This window comes from Streptomyces krungchingensis (genome assembly GCF_054729265.1).
In genome coordinates this window covers 4,739,878-4,766,437 of the sequence record NZ_JBPUKY010000001.1, presented here as the reverse complement: position 1 = coordinate 4,766,437, position 26,560 = coordinate 4,739,878, and the positions used below count along the sequence as shown (strand labels likewise).

Annotated in this window: 21 protein-coding genes, 1 tRNA gene, 1 pseudogene and 1 riboswitch; of the genes and pseudogenes, 17 read left to right on the top strand and 6 right to left on the bottom strand. The window is 71.3% G+C overall.

Annotated features, from left to right (window positions below):
- The first annotated feature begins 34 nt into the window (after positions 1 to 34).
- The 4 genes and pseudogenes from ACSYGO_RS20960 (at position 35) to ACSYGO_RS20945 (ending at position 3,766) form a co-directional block, all read left to right on the top strand.
- A complete protein-coding gene (locus ACSYGO_RS20960; RefSeq protein ID WP_426677851.1) occupies positions 35 to 1,522 on the top strand; it encodes a serine/threonine-protein kinase in 1,488 nt (495 codons plus the stop codon).
- Positions 1,523 to 1,578: 56 nt separating this feature from the next.
- Positions 1,579 to 1,677 (top strand): annotated as a pseudogene (locus tag ACSYGO_RS20955) (glycoside hydrolase domain-containing protein); the annotation flags it as partial.
- 156 nt (positions 1,678 to 1,833) lie between these two features.
- A complete protein-coding gene (locus ACSYGO_RS20950) occupies positions 1,834 to 2,493 on the top strand; it encodes a SurA N-terminal domain-containing protein (protein WP_426677772.1) in 660 nt (219 codons plus the stop codon).
- 211 nt (positions 2,494 to 2,704) lie between these two features.
- A complete protein-coding gene (locus ACSYGO_RS20945) occupies positions 2,705 to 3,766 on the top strand; it encodes a nucleoside triphosphate pyrophosphohydrolase (protein ID WP_460387230.1) in 1,062 nt (353 codons plus the stop codon).
- Positions 3,767 to 3,990: 224 nt separating this feature from the next.
- On the opposite strand, the gene ACSYGO_RS20940 is transcribed toward ACSYGO_RS20945, so the two are convergent.
- Complete coding sequence (locus tag ACSYGO_RS20940) at positions 3,991 to 5,196, bottom strand: globin domain-containing protein (RefSeq protein WP_460387229.1); 1,206 nt, start codon at positions 5,194 to 5,196, stop codon at positions 3,991 to 3,993.
- 503 nt (positions 5,197 to 5,699) lie between these two features.
- Between ACSYGO_RS20940 and ACSYGO_RS20935 the strand changes: the two genes are divergently transcribed.
- The 9 genes from ACSYGO_RS20935 (at position 5,700) to ACSYGO_RS20895 (ending at position 16,706) form a co-directional block, all read left to right on the top strand.
- Positions 5,700 to 6,971 carry a cytochrome P450 family protein gene (locus ACSYGO_RS20935; RefSeq protein WP_426677775.1) on the top strand — a complete coding sequence of 424 codons (1,272 nt, stop codon included), beginning with the start codon at positions 5,700 to 5,702 and terminating at the stop codon, positions 6,969 to 6,971.
- A gap of 184 nt (positions 6,972 to 7,155) precedes the next feature.
- A complete protein-coding gene (locus ACSYGO_RS20930; RefSeq protein ID WP_460387228.1) occupies positions 7,156 to 8,139 on the top strand; it encodes a transglycosylase family protein in 984 nt (327 codons plus the stop codon).
- A 183-nt stretch (positions 8,140 to 8,322) separates the two neighbouring features.
- A riboswitch (cyclic di-AMP (ydaO/yuaA leader) is annotated at positions 8,323 to 8,485 on the top strand.
- Between the two features lie 3 nt (positions 8,486 to 8,488).
- Entirely contained in the window at positions 8,489 to 9,163 is a 675-nt protein-coding gene (locus ACSYGO_RS20925; protein ID WP_426677777.1) for a transglycosylase family protein, read from the top strand.
- A 494-nt stretch (positions 9,164 to 9,657) separates the two neighbouring features.
- On the top strand, positions 9,658 to 10,944 hold the full coding sequence (gene eno, locus ACSYGO_RS20920) for a phosphopyruvate hydratase (protein WP_460387227.1): 1,287 nt from the start codon (positions 9,658 to 9,660) through the stop codon (positions 10,942 to 10,944).
- Between the two features lie 117 nt (positions 10,945 to 11,061).
- The gene (locus tag ACSYGO_RS20915) at positions 11,062 to 11,538 is read left to right on the top strand and encodes an FtsB family cell division protein (protein ID WP_359496530.1); all 477 of its coding nucleotides are present in this window, start codon (positions 11,062 to 11,064) and stop codon (positions 11,536 to 11,538) included.
- 29 nt (positions 11,539 to 11,567) lie between these two features.
- Positions 11,568 to 12,098, top strand: coding sequence for a DUF501 domain-containing protein (locus ACSYGO_RS20910; protein WP_095934827.1), 531 nt, complete (start codon positions 11,568 to 11,570; stop codon positions 12,096 to 12,098).
- 177 nt (positions 12,099 to 12,275) lie between these two features.
- Entirely contained in the window at positions 12,276 to 13,232 is a 957-nt protein-coding gene (locus ACSYGO_RS20905; protein WP_426677778.1) for a Ppx/GppA phosphatase family protein, read from the top strand.
- A 519-nt stretch (positions 13,233 to 13,751) separates the two neighbouring features.
- Positions 13,752 to 15,149: an NAD(P)/FAD-dependent oxidoreductase gene (locus tag ACSYGO_RS20900; RefSeq protein ID WP_426677779.1), complete on the top strand. Its 1,398-nt coding sequence runs from the start codon at positions 13,752 to 13,754 to the stop codon at positions 15,147 to 15,149.
- Between the two features lie 267 nt (positions 15,150 to 15,416).
- The gene (locus ACSYGO_RS20895; RefSeq protein WP_426677780.1) at positions 15,417 to 16,706 is read left to right on the top strand and encodes a class I SAM-dependent methyltransferase; all 1,290 of its coding nucleotides are present in this window, start codon (positions 15,417 to 15,419) and stop codon (positions 16,704 to 16,706) included.
- Between the two features lie 72 nt (positions 16,707 to 16,778).
- Here the strand turns inward: ACSYGO_RS20895 and ACSYGO_RS20890 are convergent, their stop codons facing one another.
- Positions 16,779 to 19,307 carry an ABC transporter permease gene (locus tag ACSYGO_RS20890; protein WP_460387226.1) on the bottom strand — a complete coding sequence of 843 codons (2,529 nt, stop codon included), beginning with the start codon at positions 19,305 to 19,307 and terminating at the stop codon, positions 16,779 to 16,781.
- 60 nt (positions 19,308 to 19,367) lie between these two features.
- Positions 19,368 to 20,138 carry an ABC transporter ATP-binding protein gene (locus ACSYGO_RS20885; RefSeq protein ID WP_095934822.1) on the bottom strand — a complete coding sequence of 257 codons (771 nt, stop codon included), beginning with the start codon at positions 20,136 to 20,138 and terminating at the stop codon, positions 19,368 to 19,370.
- Positions 20,139 to 20,525: 387 nt separating this feature from the next.
- Between ACSYGO_RS20885 and ACSYGO_RS20880 the strand changes: the two genes are divergently transcribed.
- The 3 genes from ACSYGO_RS20880 to ACSYGO_RS20870 all read left to right on the top strand — a co-directional run bounded on the left by ACSYGO_RS20880 (position 20,526) and on the right by ACSYGO_RS20870 (position 23,127).
- Positions 20,526 to 20,608: transfer RNA gene (locus ACSYGO_RS20880), tRNA-Leu, on the top strand.
- A gap of 179 nt (positions 20,609 to 20,787) precedes the next feature.
- A complete protein-coding gene (locus ACSYGO_RS20875; protein ID WP_460387225.1) occupies positions 20,788 to 21,963 on the top strand; it encodes a 4-hydroxybenzoate 3-monooxygenase in 1,176 nt (391 codons plus the stop codon).
- 282 nt (positions 21,964 to 22,245) lie between these two features.
- A complete protein-coding gene (locus ACSYGO_RS20870) occupies positions 22,246 to 23,127 on the top strand; it encodes a Bax inhibitor-1/YccA family protein (RefSeq protein ID WP_028803888.1) in 882 nt (293 codons plus the stop codon).
- Between the two features lie 160 nt (positions 23,128 to 23,287).
- On the opposite strand, the gene ACSYGO_RS20865 is transcribed toward ACSYGO_RS20870, so the two are convergent.
- Entirely contained in the window at positions 23,288 to 23,518 is a 231-nt protein-coding gene (locus ACSYGO_RS20865) for a DUF4287 domain-containing protein (protein ID WP_028803887.1), read from the bottom strand.
- Between the two features lie 104 nt (positions 23,519 to 23,622).
- On the opposite strand from ACSYGO_RS20865, the gene ACSYGO_RS20860 reads away from it, so the two are divergent.
- Positions 23,623 to 23,934: a hypothetical protein gene (locus tag ACSYGO_RS20860; RefSeq protein WP_426677784.1), complete on the top strand. Its 312-nt coding sequence runs from the start codon at positions 23,623 to 23,625 to the stop codon at positions 23,932 to 23,934.
- Between the two features lie 50 nt (positions 23,935 to 23,984).
- On the opposite strand, the gene ACSYGO_RS20855 is transcribed toward ACSYGO_RS20860, so the two are convergent.
- Complete coding sequence (locus tag ACSYGO_RS20855) at positions 23,985 to 24,782, bottom strand: hypothetical protein (RefSeq protein ID WP_426677785.1); 798 nt, start codon at positions 24,780 to 24,782, stop codon at positions 23,985 to 23,987.
- A 319-nt stretch (positions 24,783 to 25,101) separates the two neighbouring features.
- The gene (locus ACSYGO_RS20850; RefSeq protein WP_432174247.1) at positions 25,102 to 26,322 is read right to left on the bottom strand and encodes an acetyl-CoA C-acetyltransferase; all 1,221 of its coding nucleotides are present in this window, start codon (positions 26,320 to 26,322) and stop codon (positions 25,102 to 25,104) included.
- Positions 26,323 to 26,560: the final 238 nt, after the last annotated feature.

Sequence of the window (26,560 nt, the reverse complement as noted above, 5' to 3'; positions counted from 1 at the left end):
GGCGACAGGACGTGTGGTCGCGGACCGGTACGAGCTGTCCACGCTGATCGGACAGGGCGGTATGGGCCAGGTGTGGACGGCCTACGACCAGCGTCTGGACCGGCGGGTGGCGGTGAAGCTCCTGCGGCCGGACAAGGTCGCGGGCCAGGAGGCCGACGAGCTGCGCCGCCGCTTCGTGCGCGAGTGCCGGGTCACCGCGCAGGTCGACCACCCCGGTCTGGTCACGGTCCACGACGCGGGCAGCGAGGGCGAGGAGCTGTTCCTCGTCATGCAGTACGTCGACGGGGCCGACCTCTCCGACCACCTCGCCGAGCACGACCCCTACCCGTGGCAGTGGGCGGTCGCGGTCGCGGCGCAGTTGTGCGCCGTGCTGTCCGCGGTGCACGCCGTCCCGATCGTGCACCGCGACCTGAAGCCGCGGAACGTGATGGTCAAGCAGGACGGCACGGTCACCGTCCTCGACCTGGGCGTCGCGTCCGTCATGGACACCGACACCACGCGTCTGACGCACACCGGCTCGCCCATCGGCAGCCCCGCCTACATGGCCCCGGAGCAGGCGATGGGCGGCGCCGTCGGCCCGTACACGGACCTGTACGCGCTGGGGGTGCTGCTGCACGAACTGCTCAGCGGGGACGTGCCGTTCTCGGGTTCGACGGCGCTCGGCGTGCTGCACCGGCATCTCTACGAGCCGCCGCTCCCGGTGCGCCGGCTGCGCCCCGAGGTGCCGCCCGCGCTGGAGAGCCTCGTGCTGCGCCTGCTGTCCAAGGACCCGCAGCACAGGCCGGGTTCGGCGCAGGAGACGTACGAGCAGCTGCTGCCGCTGCTGCCCGCGCGCGGTATGCCCACCGGCGCCCCGCTCGACCCCACCCGCCCCTTCCTGCGCCCGCACGCGCCGTGGCCGGACCGGGCGCGCATCCCGGCGCCGCAGCCGCAGCCGCAGGCCCCGCCCGCCGTGGAGCGGGCCGATGTCGCGGGTGCCGTGGACGAGGTGAAGCGGCTGCTGGGCGAGGGGCGCATCACGCAGGCCGTGGACATCCTCGGGTCGATCCTGCCGGCCGCCGCCGCCGAGCACGGGGAGCATTCGCCCGTCGTGCGGACCCTGCGCAAGCAGTACGCGGCCACGCTGATGGACGACGGCCAGTACCGGCGGGCCCTGCCCGAGCTGCGCCGTCTCGCCGACGAACGGGCTGCCGAGGCCGGCCAGGCCGATCCGCAGTCGCTGCGCTTCCGCTACGAGGCCGCGCAGTGCCTGGAGCAGCTCGGTGAACCCGCCGCGGCGCTCGCGGAGTACCGCGCCCTGCTGCCGTACTACGAGAACCAGTACGTGGCCGGGGACCCGGAGATCTCCCTGGAGGTGCGCCGTCGCATCGGCCACCTGCTGCTCGCCCTCGGCGACCGGGGCGCCGCCCACGACACGCTGGCGCGGCTGCTGCACGACGTGGAGCGGCTGCGCGGGTCCGGGCATCCGATGGCGGCGGAGATCCGCCGCACCTTGCAGTGGCTGGGCCAGGTCCGGGGCTGAATCCGCACCGCACCCTTCGCGCCACCGTGGCCGAAGCCTGTGATGATCAGGGTGCCGCCCACCGGCACAGGGTGAACAGCAAGGAGTCCCGCGGCGGTTGCGCGATCACCGTGGACCGGGGCGCGTGGGACGCGCCGGTGGCGGTCACGGGCTGACAATCGTGTGACACGTGATGCCCGTGTGAGAGTGGGACGGTGCCCGAAGGGCGGGCGAATCGTTGGTCGAAAGGGTGGCCGAGAGCTGGGCCACTGCCTACCATCGATCACCGCAAGACTTTGTGCACCGTCGCACAATCTCCTCGGGAGGCTTCCTTGCACCGCCGCCGTCGCACCGCGCTCGTCCTCTCCGCCGCGATCGTCGCCGCGGCACCCCTCCTCACCGCGTGCGGTGGCGACGCGCATCCGGGCGCGGCCGCCGTCGTCGGCGGTCAGCGGATCACCGTCGCGCAGCTGGAGAGCCGGGTGAACGAGGTGCGCGACGCGCAGCGGGCCGCCACCCAGGACGACGCCCAGTACGAGCAGGCCGTCGCGAAGACCGGCAGCCTCACCCGCGACACCCTGCACAGCATGGTCCTCGACCGGGTCCTCGACCGTGCCGCGAAGAACGCCGGCGTGACCGTGACCCGCAAGGACACCCAGCAGATGCGCACGGCCCTCGAACAGCAGGCGGGCGGTGCGAAGGCCCTGGAGACGGCCTGGCTCCAGCAGTACGGGGTGGCCCCGCAGCGCCTGGAGGACAGCCTGCGCACCGAGATCGAGGCCCAGAAGCTGGCCTCTGCCCTCGGCGCCGACATGAACACCGCAGAGGGCAAGGCCGCGTTCTGGAAGGCGATGTCGGCCGCCTCCAAGCAGCTCGACGTCGACCTGAACCCGCGCTACGGCGCCTGGGACGTCCAGAAGAGCAGCCGCGTCGACGCGAAGACGCCCTGGCTGCGCGAGGTCACCTCGGCGGGCACCCAGCAGACCGCGTAGCGGCCCGCCGGCCCGGACGCGCCGGTGCCGGGCCGGACCGCGGGGCCCGGCAGCGGTGGCGCCAGGCACCCCGGACGGCTCGGCCGGACAGCTCGGCCGGACGGTTGGACCGGGCAGCTCGGCCGGACGGTTCGCGAACGCCTGCCGTACGGCCGCCCACAGCCTGTGGACAACCGTCCGGGCCGTCGGCGGCGTGGGTTACGTTCGAGGGGTGAACGCAACCAGCAGCTTCGACGGCGCCCCGACCGCACCCGGCCCCGAAGGCGACCCGGCCGCCGCCGACGGCCCGGCCGTCCCCGACCCGGGCCGTGTCGTCCTGCTCACCACCAGCCACCGGGTGGCGCCCGGCCTGCTGTCCTGGCCCGCCTGGCAGGTGCTGCGCGACGCCGACCAGGTCGTGTGCGCCGACGGCACGCATCCCCAGCTGCCGTATCTGCGCGACGCGGGCGTCACCGTCGACGAAGGAGCCCCGACCGCGCAGGACCTCGTCGACGCCTGCGCCGGCGGCCGCACCGTGGTCGTCGTCGCCACCGGCGAAGGTGAGCCGAGGCTCACCGACGGCCTGGCCCGGCTGGCCGGCTCCGGCCGCATACGGATGCCGGACCTGGAGCTGCTGCCCGCCTCGTACGACCTGCCGGGCGCGCGGCTGCTCGACCTCGTCCAGGTCATGGACCGCATCCGTGCCGAGTGCCCCTGGTCGTCCCGGCAGACCCACGAGGGCCTCGCCAAGTACGGCATCGAGGAGGCGTACGAACTCGTCGAGGCGATCGAGGCCGGTGACCGCGACGAGCTGCGCGAGGAGCTCGGCGACGTCCTCCTCCAGGTCGTCTTCCACGCCCGTATCGCGCAGGAGGGCCGGCCCGAGGACGGCTCCGAGCCTTTCTCCATCGACGACGTGGCCGGCGGCATCGTCGCCAAGCTGATCCACCGTCATCCGCACGTGTTCGGCGAGGAGACGGCCACGACGCCGGAGGAGGTCAAGGAGCACTGGCTGCGCACGAAGGCGGTGGAGAAGCAGCGGTCGTCCGTGACCGAGGGGGTGCCCCTGGGGCAGCCCGGACTGGCGCTGGCCACGAAACTGGTCTCCCGGGTGCGCACGGCGGGCCTCGACGTCGAGCTGCCGCACGGCGAGGGCGTGGGGTACGAGCTGCTGGCCGTCGCCGCGCGCGCCGAGGCCGAGGGAGTGGACCCGGAGGCGGCGCTGCGGGCCGCGGCACGCGCCTACCGCGACGCGATCCGCACGGCCGAGGGCTCCGCCCCCGACGCCGACTGACCCACCGGCCCGGCCCGGACTGCGGCCATGTCTGCGCCGCGGTCACATCCGGGCCGCGGTCACGTCCCGGCCGAGGCGGGTACGGGCCGCGGTCATGTCCCGGCCGAGGTACGTACGGGCCGCTGTTTTGTCCCGCCCGGAGCTCGTCCGGATCGGTGTCCCGTCCCAGCGGTGGCACGTCCGGATCGGAGTCACGACAAACCCTGTGTGCCGCCCGACCGGAGTCACGTCCGGGCCGTGCGGCCCGACGGGTTGTGCCAGCTCGGGCGAGGGCGGCCGAGCAGCCACTCCGCCGCGCCCAGCGGCCGGGGCTGCCCCGCCGGCCCCGGCACGTCGTGGAAGATCCGCTCCAGGGGCGTGCCGAGGGCGGGAAGGGTCTCGCGGACCTCCTCGACGAGTTCGGGAGGACCGGCCAGATAGACGTCGTGCCGGGACCAGCCGGCCCGGTTGCCCAGCGCGGTCAGGAGGCGTTCGGTGGCCTGCGTCCGCGGGCGGCCGGGCGCGGGCGTGATGAAGGTGACGGCGAGCCGGGGCAGCCGGTGCCGTAACCGCTCCACGGCATCCCGGCCGTACAGGTGCTCGATGTCGCGGGCGACCAGGAACAGCCGGGCCTCGTGCGACGCGTCGAGCTGCTCCAGCAGCGCCTTCACGGGAGCCCAGCCCGTGCCGGCCGCGATGAGGGTGACGGGCCGCTCCACGGAGCTGCGCAGGGTCAGTTCGCCGCCGGGCGCGCTCAGCCGCAGGACGTCGCCCTCCCGGGTCTGCCGGACGAGAGCGGTGGACAGCACCCCGTCCTCGACCCGGCTGACGTGCAGATCCACCGAGTGGTCGGGGCGGGGCGCGTTGGCCAGCGAGTAGGGCCGCCAGACGCCCGGCAGATGGGGGACGTTGACGCCGACGTACTGGCCGGGGGAGTAGGGCAGTGGCCGTCGCGGCCGCAGGGTGAGGACGACGAGGTCGTCGCCGTGCCGCGTCCTCGCGGTCACCTCTGCGTCCCACCAGGGCGGTTCACCGCGGTGCTGCGCCTCCCACGCGCCCTGGAGCATCAGGTCCGAGATCGCCTCGTACGCCTCGTGCCAGGCCTTCTCGACCTCCGCGTTCCACGCCGAGCCCGCGACGGCGGCGAACGCGGCGATCAGGCTCGCTCCGACGGCCGCGTAATGCTCGGGCTCGGCGAGGTACTTGCGGTGGTCACGGCCGAGTTCCCGCAGATAGTCGGGCAGTCCCGGGTCCTCCAGCCGCTCCGTCACATGGGTGAGCGCCGCGAACAGCCGGTCCCGCTGCCGCTCCATGTCCTGCGGGAGGTCCAGCGGGAACAGCGCGCGAAGCTCCGGACGGTGGCGGAACAGATGGGAGTAGAAGTACTTGACCGCGAACTCGGCGCGCCTCTCGACGACCGCGAAGCTGGATCGGAGTATCTCGGGGTCCACCGCGCGAATGTATGGACTCGTCGAGCCGCGTGGTCAAACAGCAGGCGATTTACGGACAGTCCGGATGAAGGGAACGGGGCGCCCCGCCGGCCAGGTATCGCGGCTCCCTGTCCGGCACGCGCGGCGCCCCGCCGGCCCCGTCTCGCGGCTCCCCGTCCGGCACGCGCGGCACCCGGGCCCCATGCACGCGGGCCCCGGCCGGCCACCCCCGACCGCGCGCCGCAGCGACAGCCCCGGACCGTGCGCCGTGGCGGCAGCCCCGGACCGTGTACCGCAGCAGCAGCCCCGGACCGTGTGCCGCAGCGACAGCCCCCGACCGTGTGCCGCAGCGACAGCCCCCGACCGTGCGCCGCAGCGCCGCACGGTCCGGTCCGGGGCCGTCGCGAGCCGCCCGCCGCCGAGGGAGCCCGCACGCGGCCGGTGCGCGCCGTGCCGGGACCGTCCGTCCGCCCCGGCCGCCGGTCGGTCCCGGCACCCCCGGGCGCTGCGGATACCGTCGGGGAGTGACCGAGCCCCACGCCTCCGCCAGCCCCGCCCCCGAACTCTTCACCTGGGAGTTCGCGACCGACCCCTACCCGGCGTACGCCTGGCTCCGAGAGCACGCCCCGGTGCACCGGACCCGGCTGCCCAGCGGGGTGGAGGCCTGGCTCGTCACCCGGTACGCGGACGCCCGCCAGGCGCTCGCCGACCAGCGGCTGTCCAAGAACCCCGCCCATCACGACGAACCCGCCCACGCCAAGGGGAAGACGGGCATCCCGGGCGAGCGCAAGGCCGAGCTGATGACCCATCTGCTGAACATCGACCCGCCGGACCACACCCGGCTGCGGCGGCTGGTCAGCAAGGCGTTCACCCCGCGCAGGGTGGCCGAGTTCGCGCCGCGTGTGCAGGAACTGACCGACCGGCTGATCGACCGGTTCGCGGGCGAGGGCTCCGCGGACCTCATCCACGACTTCGCGTTCCCGCTGCCCATCTACGCCATCTGCGACCTGCTCGGCGTCCCCCGCGAGGACCAGGACGACTTCCGGGACTGGGCGGGCATGATGATCCGGCACGGCGGGGGGCCGAGGGGCGGGGTGGCGCGGTCCGTCAAGAAGATGCGCGGCTATCTGGCCGAACTCATCCACCGCAAGCGGGAGGCGCTGCCCGAGCACCCCGCACCCGGCGAGGACCTCATCTCCGGACTCATCCGTGCCTCCGACCACGGCGAGCACCTCACCGAGAACGAGGCCGCCGCGATGGCGTTCATCCTGCTCTTCGCGGGATTCGAGACGACGGTCAACCTCATCGGCAACGGCACCTACGCCCTCCTCACCCACCCCGGGCAGCGGGCCCGCCTCCAGACCTCCCTCGCCGCGGGGGAGAAGGGGCTGCTGGAGACCGGGGTCGAGGAACTCCTGCGCTACGACGGGCCGGTCGAACTCGCCACCTGGCGGTTCGCCACGGAGTCCGTGCGGATCGGCGGACAGGACATCGCGCCCGGCGACCCCGTCCTCGTCGTCCTGGCGGCTGCGGACCGTGACCCCGCACGGTTCGAACAGCCGGACACGCTCGACCTGTCCCGGCGTGACAACCAACACCTCGGGTACGGCCACGGCCTGCACTACTGTCTCGGCGCGCCGCTCGCCCGTCTGGAGGGGCAGACCGCGCTCGCCACGCTCCTCACCCGCCTGCCCGATCTGCAACTCGCGGTGGATCCTGCCGATTTGCGTTGGCGTGGCGGGCTCATTATGCGTGGATTGCGCACCCTTCCGGTGGAGTTCACGCCGATCAGGTAGGCATGCCGCGGAACGGCGTCCTGGTGGGCGGTGGGTGACGGTCCGTCATATCTGTGATCTTCACGTGATCTGCGCTGCATCGACTTGTGACAAGCGTTCGAGTACGGATACGTTCACCCAGCAACGCGGCCCATCTGTCGCTGTAGCCGCTGTAGTCACCTGCTGTCACGCGAAAGGCTTCCGCATGCTCTCCGGGAACGGCCGTCACCGTCGCCCCCGTCAGGCCCCGGCCCTCATCGTCGCCGCAGGAGTGACCGGATCGGCCATCGCGATCCCGTTGCTCGGTGCCACCAGCGCGAGCGCCGCCGACGGCACCACGTGGGACCGGGTCGCGGAGTGCGAGAGCGGCGGCGCCTGGAGCGCCGACAACGGCAACGGCTACTACGGCGGCCTCCAGTTGACCCAGGACAACTGGGAGAGGTACGGCGGTCTCGCCTACGCCCCGAGCGCCGACCAGGCCAGCCGCTCGCAGCAGATAGCCATCGCCGAGAAGGTCCTCGACGGCGAGGGGCTCGCCGCCTGGCCGACCTGCGGGCCGCTCTCCGGGCTCAGCAAGCACTCCGGTGACGTCGAGGTCGACACGGGCCTGGGCAACGGCTCCTCGGACGAGGGCGGTTCTTCGGACTCGTCCGGTTCGTCCTCTTCATCTGATTCTTCCGACTCCTCCTTCTCGTCCGGTTCGTCGTCCCTGACCGACACCTCGCGCGAGGGCGGGAACTCCACCAAGTCCGACACCTCGTCCGACGAGGACTCCCAGGGCTCCCAGGACTCGGACCGCTCGGACCGGGCGACGCCGAAGAGCGATGAATCGGACAAGTCGGGCCGGAACGACGAGTCTTCGGAGGCGTCCGAGGGAGGCACGGCCGGAGCCGGCCGCCACCGCGGCGACAGCGCCGACGAGGACGCGACGGAGGACGCGGGCGACGCCCGCAAGGACGCCGCTCCGGGACGGCACGCCTCCCGCGACTCGGGTCCCTCGCGCGAAACGGCCGACGGCTCCTACACCGTGCGCGACGGCGACAGCCTCTCGACGATCGCCGACACCCTCGACCTGCCGGGCGGATGGTCCGGGCTGTACGACGCGAACAAGAAGACCGTGGGCGCCGACCCCGACCTCATCCTCCCCGGTCAGAGCCTTGCAGTTGATGCCGAATCGGGCGAAAAGTAGCGGGAGTTCGCGTCATGGTTCGCCGCGGAATGTCCGGTTTGGTGCGAGTGAGAGATGAGTCTCAGAGGCCCTGATCGTCTTTGGAATTCCGTCGGCCGCATGCCTACGGTCGTGATCGCTCGCCACAGCGGGCCCCGACGGTCGCAACGCCGAATCCTGCCGACGGCCGTACGGGAACAGTCGACGCGTCAAGCGCCGTGGGCAGGAGCGGGGGACCCAAGGTAAGTGCCGCGACCGGTAGTTGAACCGGGAGCGGCTAGGGGTGGAGCCGAGCGCCGAGCGCACGGCCGGGCACTCACCCGCCCGAACCCGACAGCTCACCTCGCAGGCGTCGGTGAGGGGATCCTCCATGCTGTTTTCCGACAAGGGCAAGCACCGTCGTCCGTCCAAGGCCGCACGTGTCGCCACCCTCGCCGGTGTCACCGGTGTCGCCATCGCCGCCCCGCTGATGGCCGCCGGCAACGCCTCCGCCGCCACCGCGTCCGAGTGGGACGCCGTCGCCCAGTGCGAGGCCGGCGGCAACTGGGCCATCAACACCGGCAACGGCTACTACGGCGGGCTGCAGTTCGCCGCCTCCACCTGGGCCGCGTACGGCGGCACCGCCTACGCCTCCACCGCCGACAAGGCCTCCAAGGCCCAGCAGATAGCCATCGGCGAGAAGGTCCTCGCCGCGCAGGGCAAGGGTGCCTGGCCGAACTGCGGCACGGGCCTGTCGAGCACCCCGTACAACGGCGGCACCGCCGACTCCGCGTCGAGCACCCCGAGCACCACCACCCGTACGACGGAGCAGCCCGCCTCGCGTTCCGCCGAGCGCCCGGCCGCCGAGAAGACCGTCACCACCCCGACCGGCGAGAAGGTCAAGAAGGGTGACGGCGAGTACAAGGTCGTCAAGGGCGACACCCTCAGCTCCATCGCCGAGAAGAAGCACGTCAAGGGTGGCTGGCAGCAGCTGTTCAAGCTGAACAAGGACATCGTCGACGACGCCGACTTCATCTTCCCGGGCCAGCAGCTGCACCTCGGCTGATCGGCCCTCGCGCGGCGGCCTCTCCCCCCACGGGCCTGCGTGCGTCCGTCCGCGTCCGCAGCCCCCACCTGCGGCCGCGCCCCCACCGGCCGTGCGCGGTCCGGACCGGCGTCCACGCCGTCCGGTCCGGCCCCGCACCGCCGGCCGCGGTCCGGCACCGGCCCCGAAAGGCCTCGGCCGGTCCATGGCCCTCCCCTGGAAGGGGTCTCCGTAGCGGAGGCCTCGTGAGGGTCCCCCCGTCCCCACGGGCTCCCCGCCCCGGCACGTGTTCCCCCGCACGCGCCGGGGCGGGGCTTTTCGTGCGGGGCGGTATTCATGTACGGGGCAGGTTTTTGTTCCGTTCGGAAACAATTTACGCTCGGTTCTGCTCAAGGGGTGGTCGTCAGGCTGGCCGATCCCCCCGAGGCGGTTAGGCTCATGTCGCGAAGCCGTCCCAGGCTCCGCGCCGTGCCGGGCCCGGTGTCCGGCGTACCCGCGTCACATCCCAGAAGGAGATGATCGTGCCGTCCATCGACGTCGTCGTAGCCCGGGAAATCCTGGACTCCCGAGGCAACCCCACGGTCGAGGTCGAGGTCGGCCTCGACGACGGCAGCACCGGTCGTGCCGCCGTCCCGTCCGGCGCCTCCACCGGTGCCTTCGAGGCCATCGAGCTCCGCGACGGTGACCCCAACCGCTACCAGGGCAAGGGTGTCGAGAAGGCCGTCCTCGCCGTCATCGAGCAGATCGGCCCGGAGCTCGTCGGCTACGACGCCACCGAGCAGCGCCTGATCGACCAGGCGATGTTCGACCTGGACGCCACCGACAACAAGGGCTCGCTCGGCGCCAACGCCATCCTCGGCGTCTCCCTCGCCGTCGCGCACGCCGCCTCCGAGGCGTCCGACCTCCCCCTCTTCCGCTACCTGGGCGGCCCGAACGCGCACCTGCTGCCCGTTCCGATGATGAACATCCTGAACGGCGGCTCGCACGCCGACTCCAACGTGGACATCCAGGAGTTCATGATCGCCCCGATCGGCGCGGAGTCCTTCTCCGAGGCCCTGCGCTGGGGTGCCGAGGTCTACCACACCCTCAAGAAGGTGCTGAAGACCAAGGGCCTGTCCACCGGCCTCGGCGACGAGGGCGGCTTCGCCCCGAACCTGGAGTCGAACCGCGCCGCGCTCGACCTCATCCTCGAGGCCATCAAGCAGGCCGGTTACATCCCGGGCGAGCAGATCGCGCTCGCGCTCGACGTCGCCGCGTCCGAGTTCTACAAGGACGGCAAGTACGAGTTCGAGGGCAAGTCCCGCTCGGCCGCCGAGATGACCGAGTACTACGAGGAGCTCGTCTCCGCGTACCCGCTGGTCTCCATCGAGGACCCGCTGTACGAGGACGACTGGGCCGGCTGGAACGTCATCACCGAGAAGCTGGGCGACAAGGTCCAGATCGTCGGCGACGACCTCTTCGTCACCAACCCGGAGCGCCTGGCCCGCGGCATCGAGGAGGGCTCCGCCAACGCCCTGCTCGTCAAGGTCAACCAGATCGGCTCGCTGACCGAGACCCTGGACGCCGTCGAGATGGCCCAGCGCAACGGCTTCAAGTGCATGATGTCCCACCGCTCCGGCGAGACCGAGGACGTCACGATCGCCGACCTCGCGGTCGCCGTGAACTGCGGTCAGATCAAGACCGGCGCCCCGGCCCGCTCGGACCGCGTCGCCAAGTACAACCAGCTGCTGCGCATCGAGGAGATCCTCGACGACGCCGCGGTGTACGCCGGCCGCAGCGCCTTCCCCCGCTTCAAGGGCTGAGTCGCACTGGCTTAGGAAGCGTCGTACGTACGTCCCCGTACTCGGTCCCGTACCGTGTGCGGGGACGTACGCACGTGACGGGCCGGCGGACGCGCAAGCACCGGGGAGGCGGGATACATGGCCGTGAAGGACCGGGACCGGTTCTCCACCGCGACCAGGCTGCGGCTGCTCGGTGAGCAGACGGCGGCCCGGGTGTACCGCTCGCAGACGAAGCGGCAGGCCCGTCGTTCCCGGCTGACCGGCCGGGCCGCGCTGCTCGCCCTCGTCCTGTGCTCCCTGATCGTCGCGCTCGCGTACCCGATAAGGCAGTACGTCTCCCAGCGCGCCGAGATCGCCGACGTGGAGCGGCAGCGGGAGCAGGCCCGGCAGCGGGTCGAGCAGCTGCGCGACCTCAAGGCACGCTGGCAGGACGACGCGTACGCCGAACAGCAGATCCGGGACCGGCTGCACTACGTGATGCCCGGCGAGACCGGCTACATCGTCGTCGACCCGGACGCGGCGAAGCAGTCCCGCGCCGACCGGCGGGCGGCACCGCGCCCCTGGTACGCCAACGTCTGGGACGGCGTGGACAAGTCCGACGCCGCCGACAAGTGAACTGACCAGAAAGACATGTGACACACGGCATGGAAACGCCACCGCCGCCCACCCCGCGCACCGAACCGACCGACGCGGACGTCGAGGCCTTCAAGCAGCAGCTCGGCCGGCCGCCGCGCGGACTGCGCGCGATCGCGCACCGGTGCCCGTGCGGGCAGCCGGACGTCGTCGAGACGGCGCCGCGTCTTCCCGACGGGACACCGTTCCCCACGACGTACTACCTGACGTGCCCGCGGGCCGCGTCCGCCATCGGGACGCTGGAGGCCAACGGGGTCATGAAGGAGATGACCGAACGGCTGGCGACCGACCCGGAGCTGGCCGCCGCGTACCGTGCCGCGCACGAGGACTACATCGCGCGCCGCGACTCCATCGAGGTGCTGGAGGGCTTCCCCAGCGCGGGCGGCATGCCGGACCGGGTGAAGTGCCTCCACGTGCTGGTGGCGCACTCGCTGGCCGCCGGGCCGGGTGTGAACCCCCTCGGGGACGAGGCGATCGCCATGCTCCCGGAGTGGTGGAGCAAGGGGGCCTGTGTGGTCCTGCCGGACGGGGACCAGGACTGACGAGCCGCGGGTGACGGGAGCGGCCGCCCTCGGGCCGCCGCCCCGCGTCCCCGCACCCTTCGCCCCGGGACCGACCTGCCCCGGGCCCGCGCCCGCGTACCGGGGGACCGCCCTTCGGGGAGGAGCCGGTCCGGGACGGCCGGCGGCGGGGACGACCACGACAGGAGACCAGAGACCATGACCAGGGTCGCCGCCATCGACTGCGGCACCAACTCCATCAGGCTGCTCGTCGCCGACGCGGATCCGCACACCGGTGAACTCGTCGAGCTGGACCGCCGGATGACGATCGTGCGGCTCGGACAGGGCGTCGACCGCACCGGACGGCTCGCCCCGGAGGCGCTGGAGCGGACCTTCGCGGCCTGCCGGGACTACGCGGCGCTCATCAAGGAGCTCGGCGCGCAGCGACTGCGCTTCGTGGCGACCTCGGCCTCCCGGGACGCCGAGAACCGGGACGAGTTCGTGCGCGGGGTGCTGGAGATCCTCGGGGTCGAGCCGGAGGTCATCACCGGGGACCAGGAGGCGGAGTTCTCCTTCACCGGGGCGACCAAGGAGCTGACGGGACGCGACGACCTCGCCCGGCCCTTCCTCGTCGTGGACATCGGCGGCGGCTCCACCGAGCTGGTGGTGGGCGAGGAACACGTGCGCGCGGCCCGCTCGGTGGACATCGGCTGCGTACGCATGACGGAGCGGCACCTCGTGCACGAGGGCGCGGTCAGCGATCCGCCGACGCCCGCCCAGGTCGAGGCGATCCGCGCCGACATCGAGGCCGCGCTGGACCTCGCGGAGCGCACCGTGCCCCTGCGCGAGGCGCACACGCTCGTCGGGCTGGCCGGATCGGTGACCACGGTGTCGGCGATCGCCCAGAACCTCCCCGAGTACGACTCCGCGGCGATCCACCACTCCCGGGTCTCCTACGACAAGGTCCGTGAGATCACCGAGTGGCTGCTCGCCTCCACGCACGCCGAGCGGGCCGCGATCCCCTCGATGCATCCGGGCCGTGTGGACGTCATCGCCTCGGGGGCCCTCGTCCTGCTCTCGATCATGGAGCGGATCGGCGCCCGGGAGGTCGTGGTGAGCGAGCACGACATCCTCGACGGCATTGCCTGGAGTGTGGCCGGGGACTCCGGCGCGTAGCGGCCCGGCCTGCGGTGTCCCCCGGGGTTCCGGCCTCGGCGGCACCGGCCCGGCGGTGACGCGGGCCACGGCTCCGCCGTGGTCTGGCTCTCCTTTTACTACCAATCGGTAGCCTCGGCTGAGCAGGTCGAATAACGTATGAGCGCCCCTCGGGCGGCTGGAACGGCACCGGGCGACACGCCGTCGGAAAACTTCGTGAAGTTCTTCACAAGGAAAAAGGCCCTGCTGGGCGAGGATTTGGCCCCCAGGGCCCCGTGCGAGGGCTCACGCGGCCCGGGAGCGTGCTCACCGGAGCGTCTCCGGGGCGGCGCGGGAGGGTCCCGCGGGGCAGTGGTCCTGTCGGCCGGTGGGGCCGGAGCGGCAGCTCACGCGGTGTTGACAACGGCCTTCATGGCACAGTGGTTCCCCCGCGGCGACATGACCTGGGTCACGTGGGCGGCGCAGTGTAGCAGAGCCCCTGTCAAAGCTTGTGAAGGGGCGCACGAGCGACCCCCCGGGGGCGGGTGGATACTCGATGGCATGAGCACCACGGAGCGTCCCAGGATCCTCGTAGTAGGCGGTGGGTACGTAGGCCTGTACGCAGCTCGGCGCATTCTCAAGAAGATGCGCTACGGAGAGGCGACCGTCACGGTCGTCGACCCCCGGTCGTACATGACCTACCAGCCCTTCCTCCCCGAAGCCGCCGCCGGCAGCATCTCCCCTCGGCATGTCGTCGTCCCGCTGCGACGCGTGCTCCCGAAGGCGGAGGTCCTCACCGGCCGGGTCACCACCATCGACCAGGACCGCAAGGTCGCCACGATCGCCCCCCTCGTGGGTGAGGCGTACGAGCTGCCTTTCGACTACCTCGTCATCGCGATGGGCGCGGTCTCCCGCACCTTCCCGATCCCCGGCCTCGCCGAGCAGGGCATCGGCATGAAGGGCATCGAGGAGTCCATCGGCCTGCGCAACCACGTCCTCGAGCAGCTGGACAAGGCCGACTCGACCACGGACGAGGAGGTGCGGCGCAAGGCGCTCACCTTCGTCTTCGTCGGCGGTGGCTTCGCCGGTGCGGAGACCATCGGTGAGGTCGAGGACATGGCCCGCGACGCGGCCAAGTACTACAACAACGTGTCCCGTGAGGACATGCGCTTCATCCTCGTCGACGCCGCGGACAAGATCCTTCCCGAGGTCGGCCCGAAGCTCGGCCAGTACGGCAAGGAGCACCTGGAGAGCCGCGGTGTGGAGATCTACCTCTCCACCTCCATGGACTCCTGCGTCGACGGTCACGTGGTGCTGAAGAACGGCCTGGAGGTCGACTCCAACACCATCGTGTGGACGGCCGGCGTCAAGCCGAACCCGGTCCTGTCCCGCTTCGGTCTGCCGCTCGGCCCGCGCGGCCACGTGGACACCCAGACCACCCTCCAGGTGCAGGGCACGGACTACATCTGGGCCGCCGGCGACAACGCGCAGGTGCCGGACGTCGCCGCCCGCAAGGCCGGTGTCGAGAACGCCTGGTGCCCGCCGAACGCCCAGCACGCGCTGCGTCAGGCCAAGGTCCTCGGCGACAACGTGATCTCCGGCATGCGGGGCTTCCCGCAGAAGGAGTACGCGCACTCCAACAAGGGTGCGGTGGCGGGTCTCGGCCTCCACAAGGGCGTCGCGATGATCGTCATGGGCAAGATGAAGATCAAGCTCAAGGGCCGTCTCGCCTGGTACATGCACCGCGGCTACCACGGTCTGGCCATGCCGACCTGGAACCGGAAGATCCGCGTGTTCGCCGACTGGACGCTCGCGATGTTCCTCAAGCGCGAGGTCGTCTCCCTCGGCGCCATGGAGACTCCGCGCGAGGAGTTCTACGAGGCCGCCAAGCCGGCGCCCGCAGCGGCGGCCGCTCCGGCGCCCGCCGTGAAGACCGAGGAGAAGGCCAAGGCCTCCTGACCTCCGGTCACCGAACGCCCTGAAGGGGCCGCCCGCCATCCGTGGTGCGGGCGGCCCCTTCGGCGTTCCGCCGGACGGGTCAAGGAGGTGCGGGCCCGCGCCGACGAAAAGCATGGCCGCTACACCTGTTTTGCGAAGCCGTAACGCGTAAGGGGGACTGCGCGAGGGGCGCGATGGTGTTTACGTGGTGTCGGAGCGTTCGGGAGTGTCCACCCCGAGCCCTCGGCTTCGTTCGAGTGGGGGAGACCCCCATCGGAGGTGTGCGCCATGCAGGACGCCGCACTGCGGCTGAAGAGCCTTGTCGAGCAGATGCTGGGAACCCCCCTCCCCGTGCGCGTCCGCGCCTGGGACGGTTCGGAGGCGGGGCCACCCGGCGCTCCCGTCCTCGTCGTACGCAATCGGCGGGCCCTGCGCCGACTGCTGTGGAAGCCGGGCGAGTTGGGGCTGGCACGCGGCTGGGTCTCCGGTGACCTCGGCGTCGAGGGCGACCTGTACGCCGCCCTGGACCTGATGTCCGGGCTGGTGTGGGAGCGCGGGGAGGACGCCCGGGGGCTCGTCGAGTCACTGCGCGACCCCCAGGTGCGGGCCGCCGTCCGCGGCCTGGTGGCCATGGCGGGCCCGCCGCTGCCGCCCGCCCCGCCGCGCGAGGAGACGCGCAGACGCCGTCACCTGCACACCCGCCGCACCGACAAGCGGGCCATCAGCCACCACTACGACGTGGGCAACGACTTCTACGAGATCGTCCTCGGCCCCTCCATGGTGTACTCCTGCGCCTACTGGGAGGACGGCGGGACCCTGGAGGACGCCCAGCGCGACAAGCTCGAACTGATCTGCCGCAAGCTCGGTCTGAAGCCCGGCCTGCGGCTGCTGGACGTCGGCTGCGGCTGGGGATCGATGGCCATCCACGCCGCCCGCGAGCACGGCGTCGGCGTCGTCGGGGTGACGCTGTCGCAGGAGCAGGCCGCCTACGCCCGCAAGCGGGTCGCCGACGAGGGCCTGACCGACCGGGTCGAGATCCGGGTGCAGGACTACCGCGACGTCACCGACGGTCCCTACGACGCGATCTCCTCCATCGGGATGGCCGAACACGTCGGCGCCGAACGCTATCTGGAGTACGCACAGGTGCTGCACGGGCTGCTCAAGCCCGGCGGCCGGCTGCTCAACCACCAGATCGCCCGCCGCCCGCAGCGGGACGAGACGACGTACTCCGTGGACGAGTTCATCGACGCGTACGTCTTCCCGGACGGCGAGCTCGCGCCGGTCGGGACCACGGTGACCCAGCTGGAGCGCGCCGGGTTCGAGGTGCGCGACGTCGAGTCCCTGCGCGAGCACTACGCGCTCACCCTGCGCCGCTGGGTCGCCAACCTGGAGGCGCAGTGGGCACGGGCGGTCAAGCTCTCCAGCCCTCCGCGCGCCCGGGTCTGGCGCCTGTACATGGCGGCCAGCGCGCTCGCCTTCGAACACAACCGCATCGGCGTCAACCAGGTCCTTGCGGTCAGGACACCCGAAGCGGCCGGTGCCTCCGGGCTGCCGCTGCGGGCGCGGACCTGGAACTGACCCGCACGCGCCGGGGCCCCTCCCGTATCCGTACGGGAGGGGCCCCGGCCCCGCGGTCCGGGCCGACCGGTGTCACTCCGACTTGATCGCCGTCAGCATGTTCAGGCGGGCCGCCCGGCGCGCCGGCCACAGCGCCGCCAGGACGCCGACCGTCGCCGCGAGGAGCAGGAAGACGGCCATCCGGCCCCAGGGCAGGACCAGTTCGTACGTCGACATCCTGCTGCCCAGCAGCTCACCGGCCGCCCAGCCGAAGAACACGCCCAGGCCGATGCCGAGGACACCGCCGAACAGCGAGATGACCAGGGACTCCAGGCGGACCATGCGCTTGATGCCCTTGCGGTCGAGGCCGATCGCACGCAGCATCCCGATCTCCTGAGAACGCTCGAAGACCGACATGGCCAGGGTGTTGATGACGCCGAGGACGGCGACGACGACCGCCATCGCGAGCAGGCCGTACATCATGTTCAGGATCAGGGTGAACATCTGCGCGATGCCGTCGGAGAGGTCCTGCTTGTCCTGCACCTTGATGGCCGGATTGTCGCCGAGGGCCTTCTCCAGCCGGTCCTTGGTCGCGTCCGACGCGCCGTGCGACGTCTTCAGCATGACCTGCATGTCGGAGGCGTCGCTCTGGTGGGGCGAGAGGGTGGCGTTGTCCAGGATGATGCCCTGGATCATCTCGTTGCCCTCGTAGACACCGGCGACCGTGAGGCGCTGCTTCTTCCCGTCCTCGTACGAGACGGTGAACCGCGAGCCGGCCTTCCAGTGGTGGGAGGCGGCGGTGTCCTTGTCGACGACGACCCGGGTGCCGCCGACCTGGAAGGAGCCGTCGGTGACGTCGAGGTCGGTCAGCTCGGTGATGGCCGGTCCGTTGACGCCGGTCAGGAACTCGGTCTGCCGGTCGATGCGGGAGGGCGCGTTGCGCAGCGAGCTGGTGTCGGTGACCCCGTCGACCCCGGCGAGCTTCTTCTCGACGTCGGGGGAGAGCGAGTTGCCGTTCGCCATCGAGACGACGTAGTCCGCCCGGATGGCCGAACTGGCCATCTTGTCGATGGACTTCTGCAGGCTGCCCGCCATCACCGTCATGCCGGTGATCAGGGTGAGACCGATCATCAAAGCGGAGGCGGTCGCCGCCGTACGGCGCGGGTTGCGGACCGAGTTCTGCCGGGCCAGCTTGCCGGAGATGCCGAAGACGCGCAGCACCGGGGCCGCTGCCGCGATCAGCGGCCGGGACAGCAGCGGGGTGAGGACGAAGACGCCGATGATGAGCAGGACCGCGCCGAAGCCCATCGGGGCCTGGCCGTCCGAGCCGTCCAGGGTGGTCGCGTACAGGACCACGGCGACACCGGCGGCGGCGAGCAGGGCCCCGAGCGTGTTCCGCAGCACCAGCGACTTCGTCGTCGCCTTCGCGTGCACGCTGCTCATCGCCGCGACCGGCGGGATCTTCGCGGCGCGGCGGCCCGGCAGCCAGGCGGCGAGCATGGTGACGAGGACGCCGACGAGCAGCGCCGTGCCGACGGTGCCGGGCGACACGACCAGCGGGCCGTCGGGCACGGTGGCGCCGAAGGTGCCCATCAGGGAACGCATCCCCGCGCCGATGCCGATGCCCGCGGCCAGGCCCGCGACGGCGGCGACCGCGCCCACCACGAACGCCTCGACCAGCACCGACCGGGTGACCTGCCGGCGGGAGGCGCCGACCGCGCGCAGCAGGGCCAGCTCCTTGGTGCGCTGCGCGACCAGCATGGTGAAGGTGTTGGCGATGATGAACGTGCCGACGAACAGCGAGATCCCGGCGAAGACCAGCAGACCCGTCTTCATGCCGCTCATCGCCGAGGCGATCTGGGTGGCCTGGTCGTCGGCGAGCTGCCGGCCGGTGGTGGTGGAGGCGACGTCCCCGGGCACGACCCGGTCGATCGCGGCCCGCAGCGCGGTCTGGCTGGTGCCCGCGGCGGCCTTCACGTCGATCTCGTCGTAGGAGCCGACCGAGTGGAACAGCCGCTGCGCGGTGGCCGTGTCGAACAGGGCGAGGCTGCCGCCCGCGGCGACGTTGCCGTCGTCCGTGGTGAAGATGCCGGTCACCGTGGGGTTCAGCACGGGCCCGTCGACCGAGATCCGTACGGTGTCGCCGACCTTGTAGCCGGCCCGCCGCGCGGTCTCGGAGTCGATGGCCACCTCGTCCTCGCCGTGCGGCGCGTGACCCTTCGTCAGCGGGTACCGGGGGTCGTCGGTGCCCCAGTAGTTCCCGCCCTGCGACTGGAAGCCGCCGCCGATGAGCTTGCCGTCCTTGCCGGCGATGGCGGTGAAGCCGTTCACGACACCGACGGCGGTGCCCGCGCCGGGGGCGGCGGCGACCTTGTCGAGCAGCGGCCGGGTGAGCTTGTGCTCCTTGCCGACCGTGTCGCCCCTGTCCTCCTGGCTCTTGGGCCGGACGGCGACGTCGACCTGGTCGAAGCCCTTGGCGGAGCTCTTCTGGTAGGCGTCCGAGATCGTGTTGGTGAAGACCAGGGTCCCGGACACGAACGCCACGCCGAGCATCACGGCGAGCACGGTCATCAGGAGCCTGGCCTTGTGCGCGAGCACATTGCGCAGGGCGGTACGGAACATGGGTCTTTTCTCAGTCCAGGGAAGGTACGGCGGCGGGGTGGGCGGTGGTCGGACGGGGCGTCAGCTCGTGCGGCCCTTGCCGTCGAACTGCTTCATCCGGTCGAGCACGGACTCGGCGGTCGGCCCGTACACCTCGTCGACGATGCGGCCGTCCGCCAGGAAGACCACGCGGTCCGCGTACGCGGCGGCCACCGGGTCGTGGGTGACCATGACGACGGTCTGCCCCAACTCCCGTACGGAGTTGCGCAGGAAGCCCAGCACCTCCGCGCCCGAGCGCGAGTCGAGGTTTCCGGTCGGCTCGTCACCGAAGATGATGTCCGGCCGCGAGGCCAGGGCGCGGGCGACGGCGACGCGCTGCTGCTGGCCGCCGGAGAGCTGGGAGGGCCGGTGCCCGAGGCGGTCGGACAGCCCGATCATCTTGATGACCGTGTCCAGCCACTGCTTGTCGGGCTTACGGCCCGCGATGTCCATGGGGAGGGTGATGTTCTCCAGGGCCGTCAGCGTCGGCAGCAGGTTGAAGGCCTGGAAGATGAACCCGATCTTGTCCCGGCGCAGCTTGGTCAGCTGCTTGTCCTTCAGGGAGCCCAGCTCGGTCTCGCCGATGCGCACGGAGCCGTTGCTGAAGGTGTCGAGGCCCGCCACGCAGTGCATGAGCGTGGACTTGCCGGACCCCGAGGGCCCCATGATCGCGGTGAACTCGGCCTGCCGGAAGTCGACCGAGACCCGGTCGAGGGCGACCACCTGGGTCTCGCCCTGTCCGTAGACCTTCGACAGTTCCGTGGCGCGGGCGGCCACGGCGGTGGTGGTGCCGGCGAGGGGCGTGGTGGTCACGGGAGAGTGCTCCTGTCGGGACGACGTTCGGGGATGTCTCCCATCGTCGGTCCCGATCCGCGCGCTGTAGTCAGCCGCTGTTCCGGTTCCGGGGACAGACTGCGGTCGGACCGGCGGCGGCCGAGTCATACCTGGGGATGACGGAACCCCCTGAGAGACCCCCCGGGTGCGACGTCACACAGTGCGCTCGTTCGGACGGTGAAATTCCGTCATTCCGCATGCGATGCCGTGGGGCGTCCGAAAGGCTATTGGCAAGTGCGGATGGCCCGTACCGAGTGCTGATGCACCCTCAGACATCAATAAAATAAGACAACATCGGGTCGCCCGGCCGCTGTTCGGGGGATGCGTCCCGATAGGCTCGGAATCTCGATGCGGAGCCCATGGCCTGCCCGGATGGTGGAATGCAGACACGGCGAGCTTAAACCTCGCTGCCCCTCGCGGGCGTACCGGTTCAAGTCCGGTTCCGGGCACCTCCGACCCTCTCGTCCATCCGTGGCGCACCGCGGAACGCGGCCGTGCGCGGGTTCCCGCGGGAGCTTCGTCTCACACCGTTGACAGCAGGCCGGTGCGGTCGGAGACTCACCCCAGAGGAAAACAGTGAAGGAAATTTCACTGAGCGAACAACACGGGAACGCGAAGGGGCGTGCCGATGCGTACCACCGTCGGGATCGTCGGGGCCGGGCCGGCCGGGTTGCTGCTGGCGCGGCTGCTGCACACCGCGGGGATCGACTCCGTCGTGCTGGAGAGCCGGGACCGTGCGTACGTGGAGCAGCGTCAGCGGGCCGGGATCCTGGAGCAGGGCACGGTGGACGTGCTGCGGGCCGCCGGGGCCGGCGAGCGCATGGACCGGGAGGGTCTGCGGCACGACGGGATCGAGCTGCGCTTCGACGGCCGGCGCCACCGCGTCGACTTCCCCGCCCTCACCGGTGGACGCTCCGTGACGGTGTACGCGCAGACGGAGGTCTGCAAGGACCTCATAGCGCTCCAGCTCAAGGAGGGCGGTCCGCTGCTCTTCGGCGCCGAGGCGCTGGCCGTCGAGGGCGCCGGGACCGACCGCCCGCGCGTCCGGTTCCGGTACGAGGGCCGCGAGGACGTCCTCGACTGCGACTACGTGGTCGGATGCGACGGGTTCTGGGGAGTCGCGCGGCAGGCCGTGCCCTCCGGACTCTCCCGCGTCTTCGAGAGGACCTACCCGTTCGGCTGGCTCGGCGTCCTCGCCGACGTGCCGCCCTCCCACGACGAACTCGTCTACGCCCGCCACGAGCGCGGCTTCGCCCTGCTCAGCATGCGTTCCCCGGACGTCTCCCGCCTCTACCTCCAGGTGCCGCAGGGCACCACCGCCGAGGAATGGGAGGACGAGGCGATCTGGGACGAGCTGGAGCGGCGCCTGGAGACCCACGACGACTGGCGGCTGCGGCGGGGCCCCATCACCTCCAAGTCCGTCACCCCGATGCGCAGCCACGTCCACGAGCCCATGCGGCACGGACGGCTCTTCCTCGCCGGGGACGCCGCGCACATCGTGCCGCCGACCGGCGCGAAGGGCCTCAACCTCGCCGTCGGCGACGTCGTCACCTTCGCGCGGGCGCTCACGCACGAGAAGGAGACCGGCTCCGCCGCCCTGCTCGACGCGTACTCCGCGACCTGCCTGCGCCGCGTCTGGCAGGCGGAGCGCTTCTCGTACGACATGACCACGCTGCTGCACAGCGACCCCGGCGCCTCGCCCTTCGACGGACGCATCCAGCTCGCCCGCCTGGAGCGGATCGCGGGCACCAGGGCCGCCGAGGCCGACCTGGCCGAGGGGTACACCGGCTTTCCGCTGGACTAGGGGGTGTCGTCCGCGGGCACGGCCCCGCGGACGGAGCAGCGCCCGGGGGCGCAGGGGGCACGGCGGGCCGCGAAGGGCCGGGCCGGGCAGCCGGCGCGACAGCGGGCATAAAGAGGAGGCCACGGGTGCTGTCACGGCTTGGTACCAGTGCGGGCAGCCTCGAGACCGCACGCGTACCGTGGCAGCACGAGGGAAAGATCCTCCCCAAGCACTAGGGTCAATCCTTTGCCTACCTATTACCCTTGAGGCCAAGGCCGCGCAGGGTGGCCATGGAGGAGTGAAATGAGGAGCAGTAACCCGGTCTTCTCGCGACGGGGGTTCAGCCGCGACAACGGTTACGCGGGGTTCAACGCGGCGCCGCAGGCCGGGGGACCCGCTGCCGGAACCCAGGGCAACCCGTACGCCCAGCAGGGCGGCAACCCCTACGCGCAGAACCCGTACGCACAGCAGGACCTCCAGTACGGCGCTCCGCCGCAGGCCCCGGCCACCACCGGCCGTATGACGATGGACGACGTCGTCATGCGCTCGGCCATGACGCTCGGCACGGTCGCCGTCGGCGCCATCCTCGCCTGGGCCCTGCTGCCGGTGTCGTCCACCAGCTACGGCCTGGCGATCGGCGCCGCGCTGGTCGCCTTCGTGCTGGCCATGGTCCAGTCCTTCAAGCGCACCGCCTCGCCCGCGCTGATCCTCGGTTACGCCGCCTTCGAGGGCGTCTTCCTCGGGGTCATCAGCGAGATGTACAACAGCCAGTGGTCCGGCGCGCCCTTCCAGGCCGTGCTCGGCACCATGGCGGTCACCGGCGCGACCCTCCTCGTCTACAAGGCGGGCTGGATCCGTGTGACCGCGCGGTACGCGCGCATCGGCATGACCATCGCGATCGCGTTCGTCGTGGTCATGGCGGTCAACCTGCTGCTGGTCGTGTTCGGCGTCGCCGAGGACGGCGGACTGCGCAGCATGGGCCCGCTCGGCGCGATCGTCGGCATCCTCGCGATCCTGATCGGCGCGTTCTTCCTGACCCTCGACTTCAAGCAGATCGAGGACGGCATCGCCTACGGCGCGCCGAAGGAGGAGGCCTGGCTGGCCGCGTTCGGCCTGACCCTCACCCTCGTGTGGATCTACGTCGAGATGCTGCGCCTGGTCGCCATCTTCAGCGGCGACGACTAGCCGGCTGCCGGCGGTGCGGCGACAAGGGTCTCCGCACCGGCCGGCCACCTGGCCGGACGACCCGGCCACAGGCACTTGAAGGGCCCGCGAACCACCGGTTCGCGGGCCCTTCGCCGTGGGATGCCTGTCGTCGGATGCCTGATGTCACTGCGGTGCGCGCTCAGAGCAGTTTGCGCGCGGCCCTCCTCAGGTCGTACTCGTGAATGATCGCTTTGGCGTGGCCGTACGCGAGGTTGTGCTCGGCGCGGAGCCAGCTGACCTTCTCCTCGAAGCGGAAGAGGGCGGGGCCTTCCTCGACGGTGCGAAGCCAGTCGGAGATCTCACGACCGGTGCAGTGGGGGATTCGGGCGAGCAGATTGCGATGGGTCTCCTCGGAGAAGACTTGGGACATCGGCGCCTCCGGACGCAATGGGGATGTAAGCCGGTCCTTCACGCCACCGTGCCTGAGGGTTGGGTTGTTGGCAACAGTCCTGTCGCGGCGCGTAGTCTCGCGACGTGCTTGATACGACGCCGCTGACCCGAGCCGTGGATCACTTCGCCGACCGGTTGCGGGCCGCGCCGCAGAGCCGCCTGCAACGCAGCGCGGCAGCCGAGGCACTGGGTCTGGCCAGGGAGTTGGCACTGCGTGCCCAGCATCTGGAGGACCCCGCCGCGGCCCCCCGGGAGATGCCCGACGCGGGCATGTTCGCCGCCGCCGACCAAATCACCGTCGCGGCGCACGACTTGGCTCTCGTACTGACGACCGAGGAGGAGCTGGCGCAGGCGGTGGCCCTCGTGGAGGAGGCACAGAAACGCGCCGGGGTCTGATCGGCTGACCGACTCCGGCGCGGGGTGATGCTTCTGGGCGGCGCGCGCTCCTACAGCGACGCGATGACGCGGTCCGCCAGGATGTAGACGTTCTCCTCGCCGCAGGCGAACGTCAGCGTGTACGCGCCCGAGACGCCCGAGCCGCCGAGCAGGACCGGGGTCTCGCCCTCGCTCAGCGCGGTGGCGAGCCGCTCCGCCGTCTCACGGTGACCCGGTGTCATGCACAGCGTCGTACCGTCCGCGAAGACGTAGACGTCGAGGGTGCCGAGCGGGCCGGGGCGGACGTCCGCCAGCTCCGTGCCGGACACGGCGAGCTCCTCCAGGCATGCCACCGTGCGCTCATGGTCGTTCACCACGGGCGACTGGACCGGTACGAAGTCCGGGTGGGAAGGGTGGCGGCGGCGGGCCGCGGCCAGTTCCGGCGACTCGCCGTGGGCGCCCGCGGAGCCCTCCTCGGCGTCCGCGGCGGCCTCGGTGACCGGCTCCAGGGGCTCCAGGCCGACGAAGTCCGACTGGCGCGGCAGGAACAGCTCGCTGTCCGTCAGGCCGAGCATGGAGGGTGCCTCGGAGGCGTCACGCGCCTCCTGGGCGGCCCAGAAGGCCCGCGCCTCGGCGAGCTCCCGCTCCCGCTCCTCGGCGAGCGCCTCGGCGACCGCGGCCCGTATCTCGTCCGTGTCGGCGGCCGGGCGGGCGGCGGGCACGAGACCGCGCGCGGTGGCCGTCGCCCGGCTCTCGACGAGCTCGGTGTGCAGAGCCGCGACCTGTCGACGCAGTCCCCGCACGGTGCGCAGTACGGCGATGCCCACGGCCGCGGTGGCACCCGTGGTGAGGAGCAAAGCAATCGGCATGGCGCTCACTGACGTACTCCCGGTTCAAGGTCGGCCCCCGACTTCCTACATCAGCTTGAAGGGCGGACCATCCGGCTGTCAGTGCGTAACGTCACGAAAGGGACAGGACTTTGTGCCTGAGGTTTAGTCGTGCAAGCGCTCTGACCTGCGAAAATCGCTCTCCAGGGGGAGATAGGTCACATCTTGGGCGGGATTGGATCACAAATCGGCCCAGAGTCCCGGTGGTTGCGGGGATCTGGGCCGATCCGATCACGTTCGGTTCAACAACGGTCACCCGTACGGGATCTGCCGCCCGTTCGGATCCGCGTGCGCGACCGTGTCAGCTGAGGCGCTCGATGACCATCGCCATGCCCTGGCCGCCGCCGACGCACATCGTCTCCAGGCCGAACTGCTTGTCGTGGAACTGGAGGCTGTTGATGAGCGTGCCGGTGATGCGGGCGCCGGTCATGCCGAAGGGGTGGCCGACGGCGATCGCGCCGCCGTTCACGTTCAGCTTGTCCAGCGGGATGTTCAGGTCGCGGTAGCTCGGGATCACCTGGGCGGCGAACGCCTCGTTGATCTCGAACAGGTCGATGTCGTCGACGGTGAGACCGGCGCGCCTGAGGGCCTGCTTGCTGGCCTCCACCGGGCCGAGGCCCATGATCTCGGGGGACAGGCCGGTGACACCGGTCGACACGATGCGGGCGAGCGGGGTGAGGCCGAGCTCGCGGGCCTTCGTGTCGGACATGATCACGAGGGCGGCGGCGCCGTCGTTCAGCGGGCAGCAGTTGGCGGCCGTGACGAGACCGTCGGGGCGGAAGACGGGCTTGAGGCCCTGCACGCCCTCCAGGGTCACGCCGGCGCGCGGGCCGTCGTCCTTGGAGACGACCGTGCCGTCGGGCGTCGTGACCGGGGTGATCTCGCGCTCCCAGAAACCGTTCTTGATGGCTTCCTCGGCGAGGTTCTGCGAGCGGACGCCGAACTCGTCCATGTCCTGGCGGGTGACGCCCTTGAGGCGCGCCAGGTTCTCGGCGGTCTGGCCCATCGCGATGTACGCGTCCGGGATCAGGCCGTCCTCGCGCGGGTCGTGCCAGGTCGAGCCCTCCGTCTGCGCGACGGCGGCGGTGCGGGCCTCCGCCTCGGCGAAGAGGGGGTTGTGGGTGTCCGGCAGGCCGTCGCTGGTGCCCTTCACGCTGCGCGACACCATCTCGACGCCCGCGGAGATGAAGACGTCGCCCTCGCCCGCCTTGATGGCGTGCAGCGCCATGCGGGAGGTCTGCAGCGAGGAGGAGCAGTAGCGGGTGATGGTGCAGCCGGGGAGGTGGTCCATCCCCATCTGCACGGCGACGATGCGGCCGAGGTTGTGGCCCTGCTCGCCGCCGGGGAGGCCGCAGCCGAGCATGAGGTCGTCGATGTCCTTCGGGTCCAGCTCGGGGACCTTGGCGAGGGCGGCCTCGATGATCGTGGCGGTCAGGTCGTCGGGGCGCACGTCCTTCAGGGAGCCCTTGAAGGCGCGGCCGATGGGGGAGCGGGCGGCTGAGACGATCACGGCTTCGGGCATCACGGCTCCATTGGCATACGGGGATGAACCTTCGAGCAGGGCTGGTTGGGAAGTTACCCGTACGTATGGGCGAGGTCACGGGTGTGGGGGTGTGACTCGGGCCGCACTTTTCTAAGCGCTTGCTTTTCTCTGGCGGGGGCGCCTTTTGTGGGGGGTCGGGGGGCCTGAGGTGGGTTCCTCCGTGCGGGGGGCGCCTCGTGAGGGGGCTCCGGGGGTCTTTCTGCTGGGGGCGGTGGAG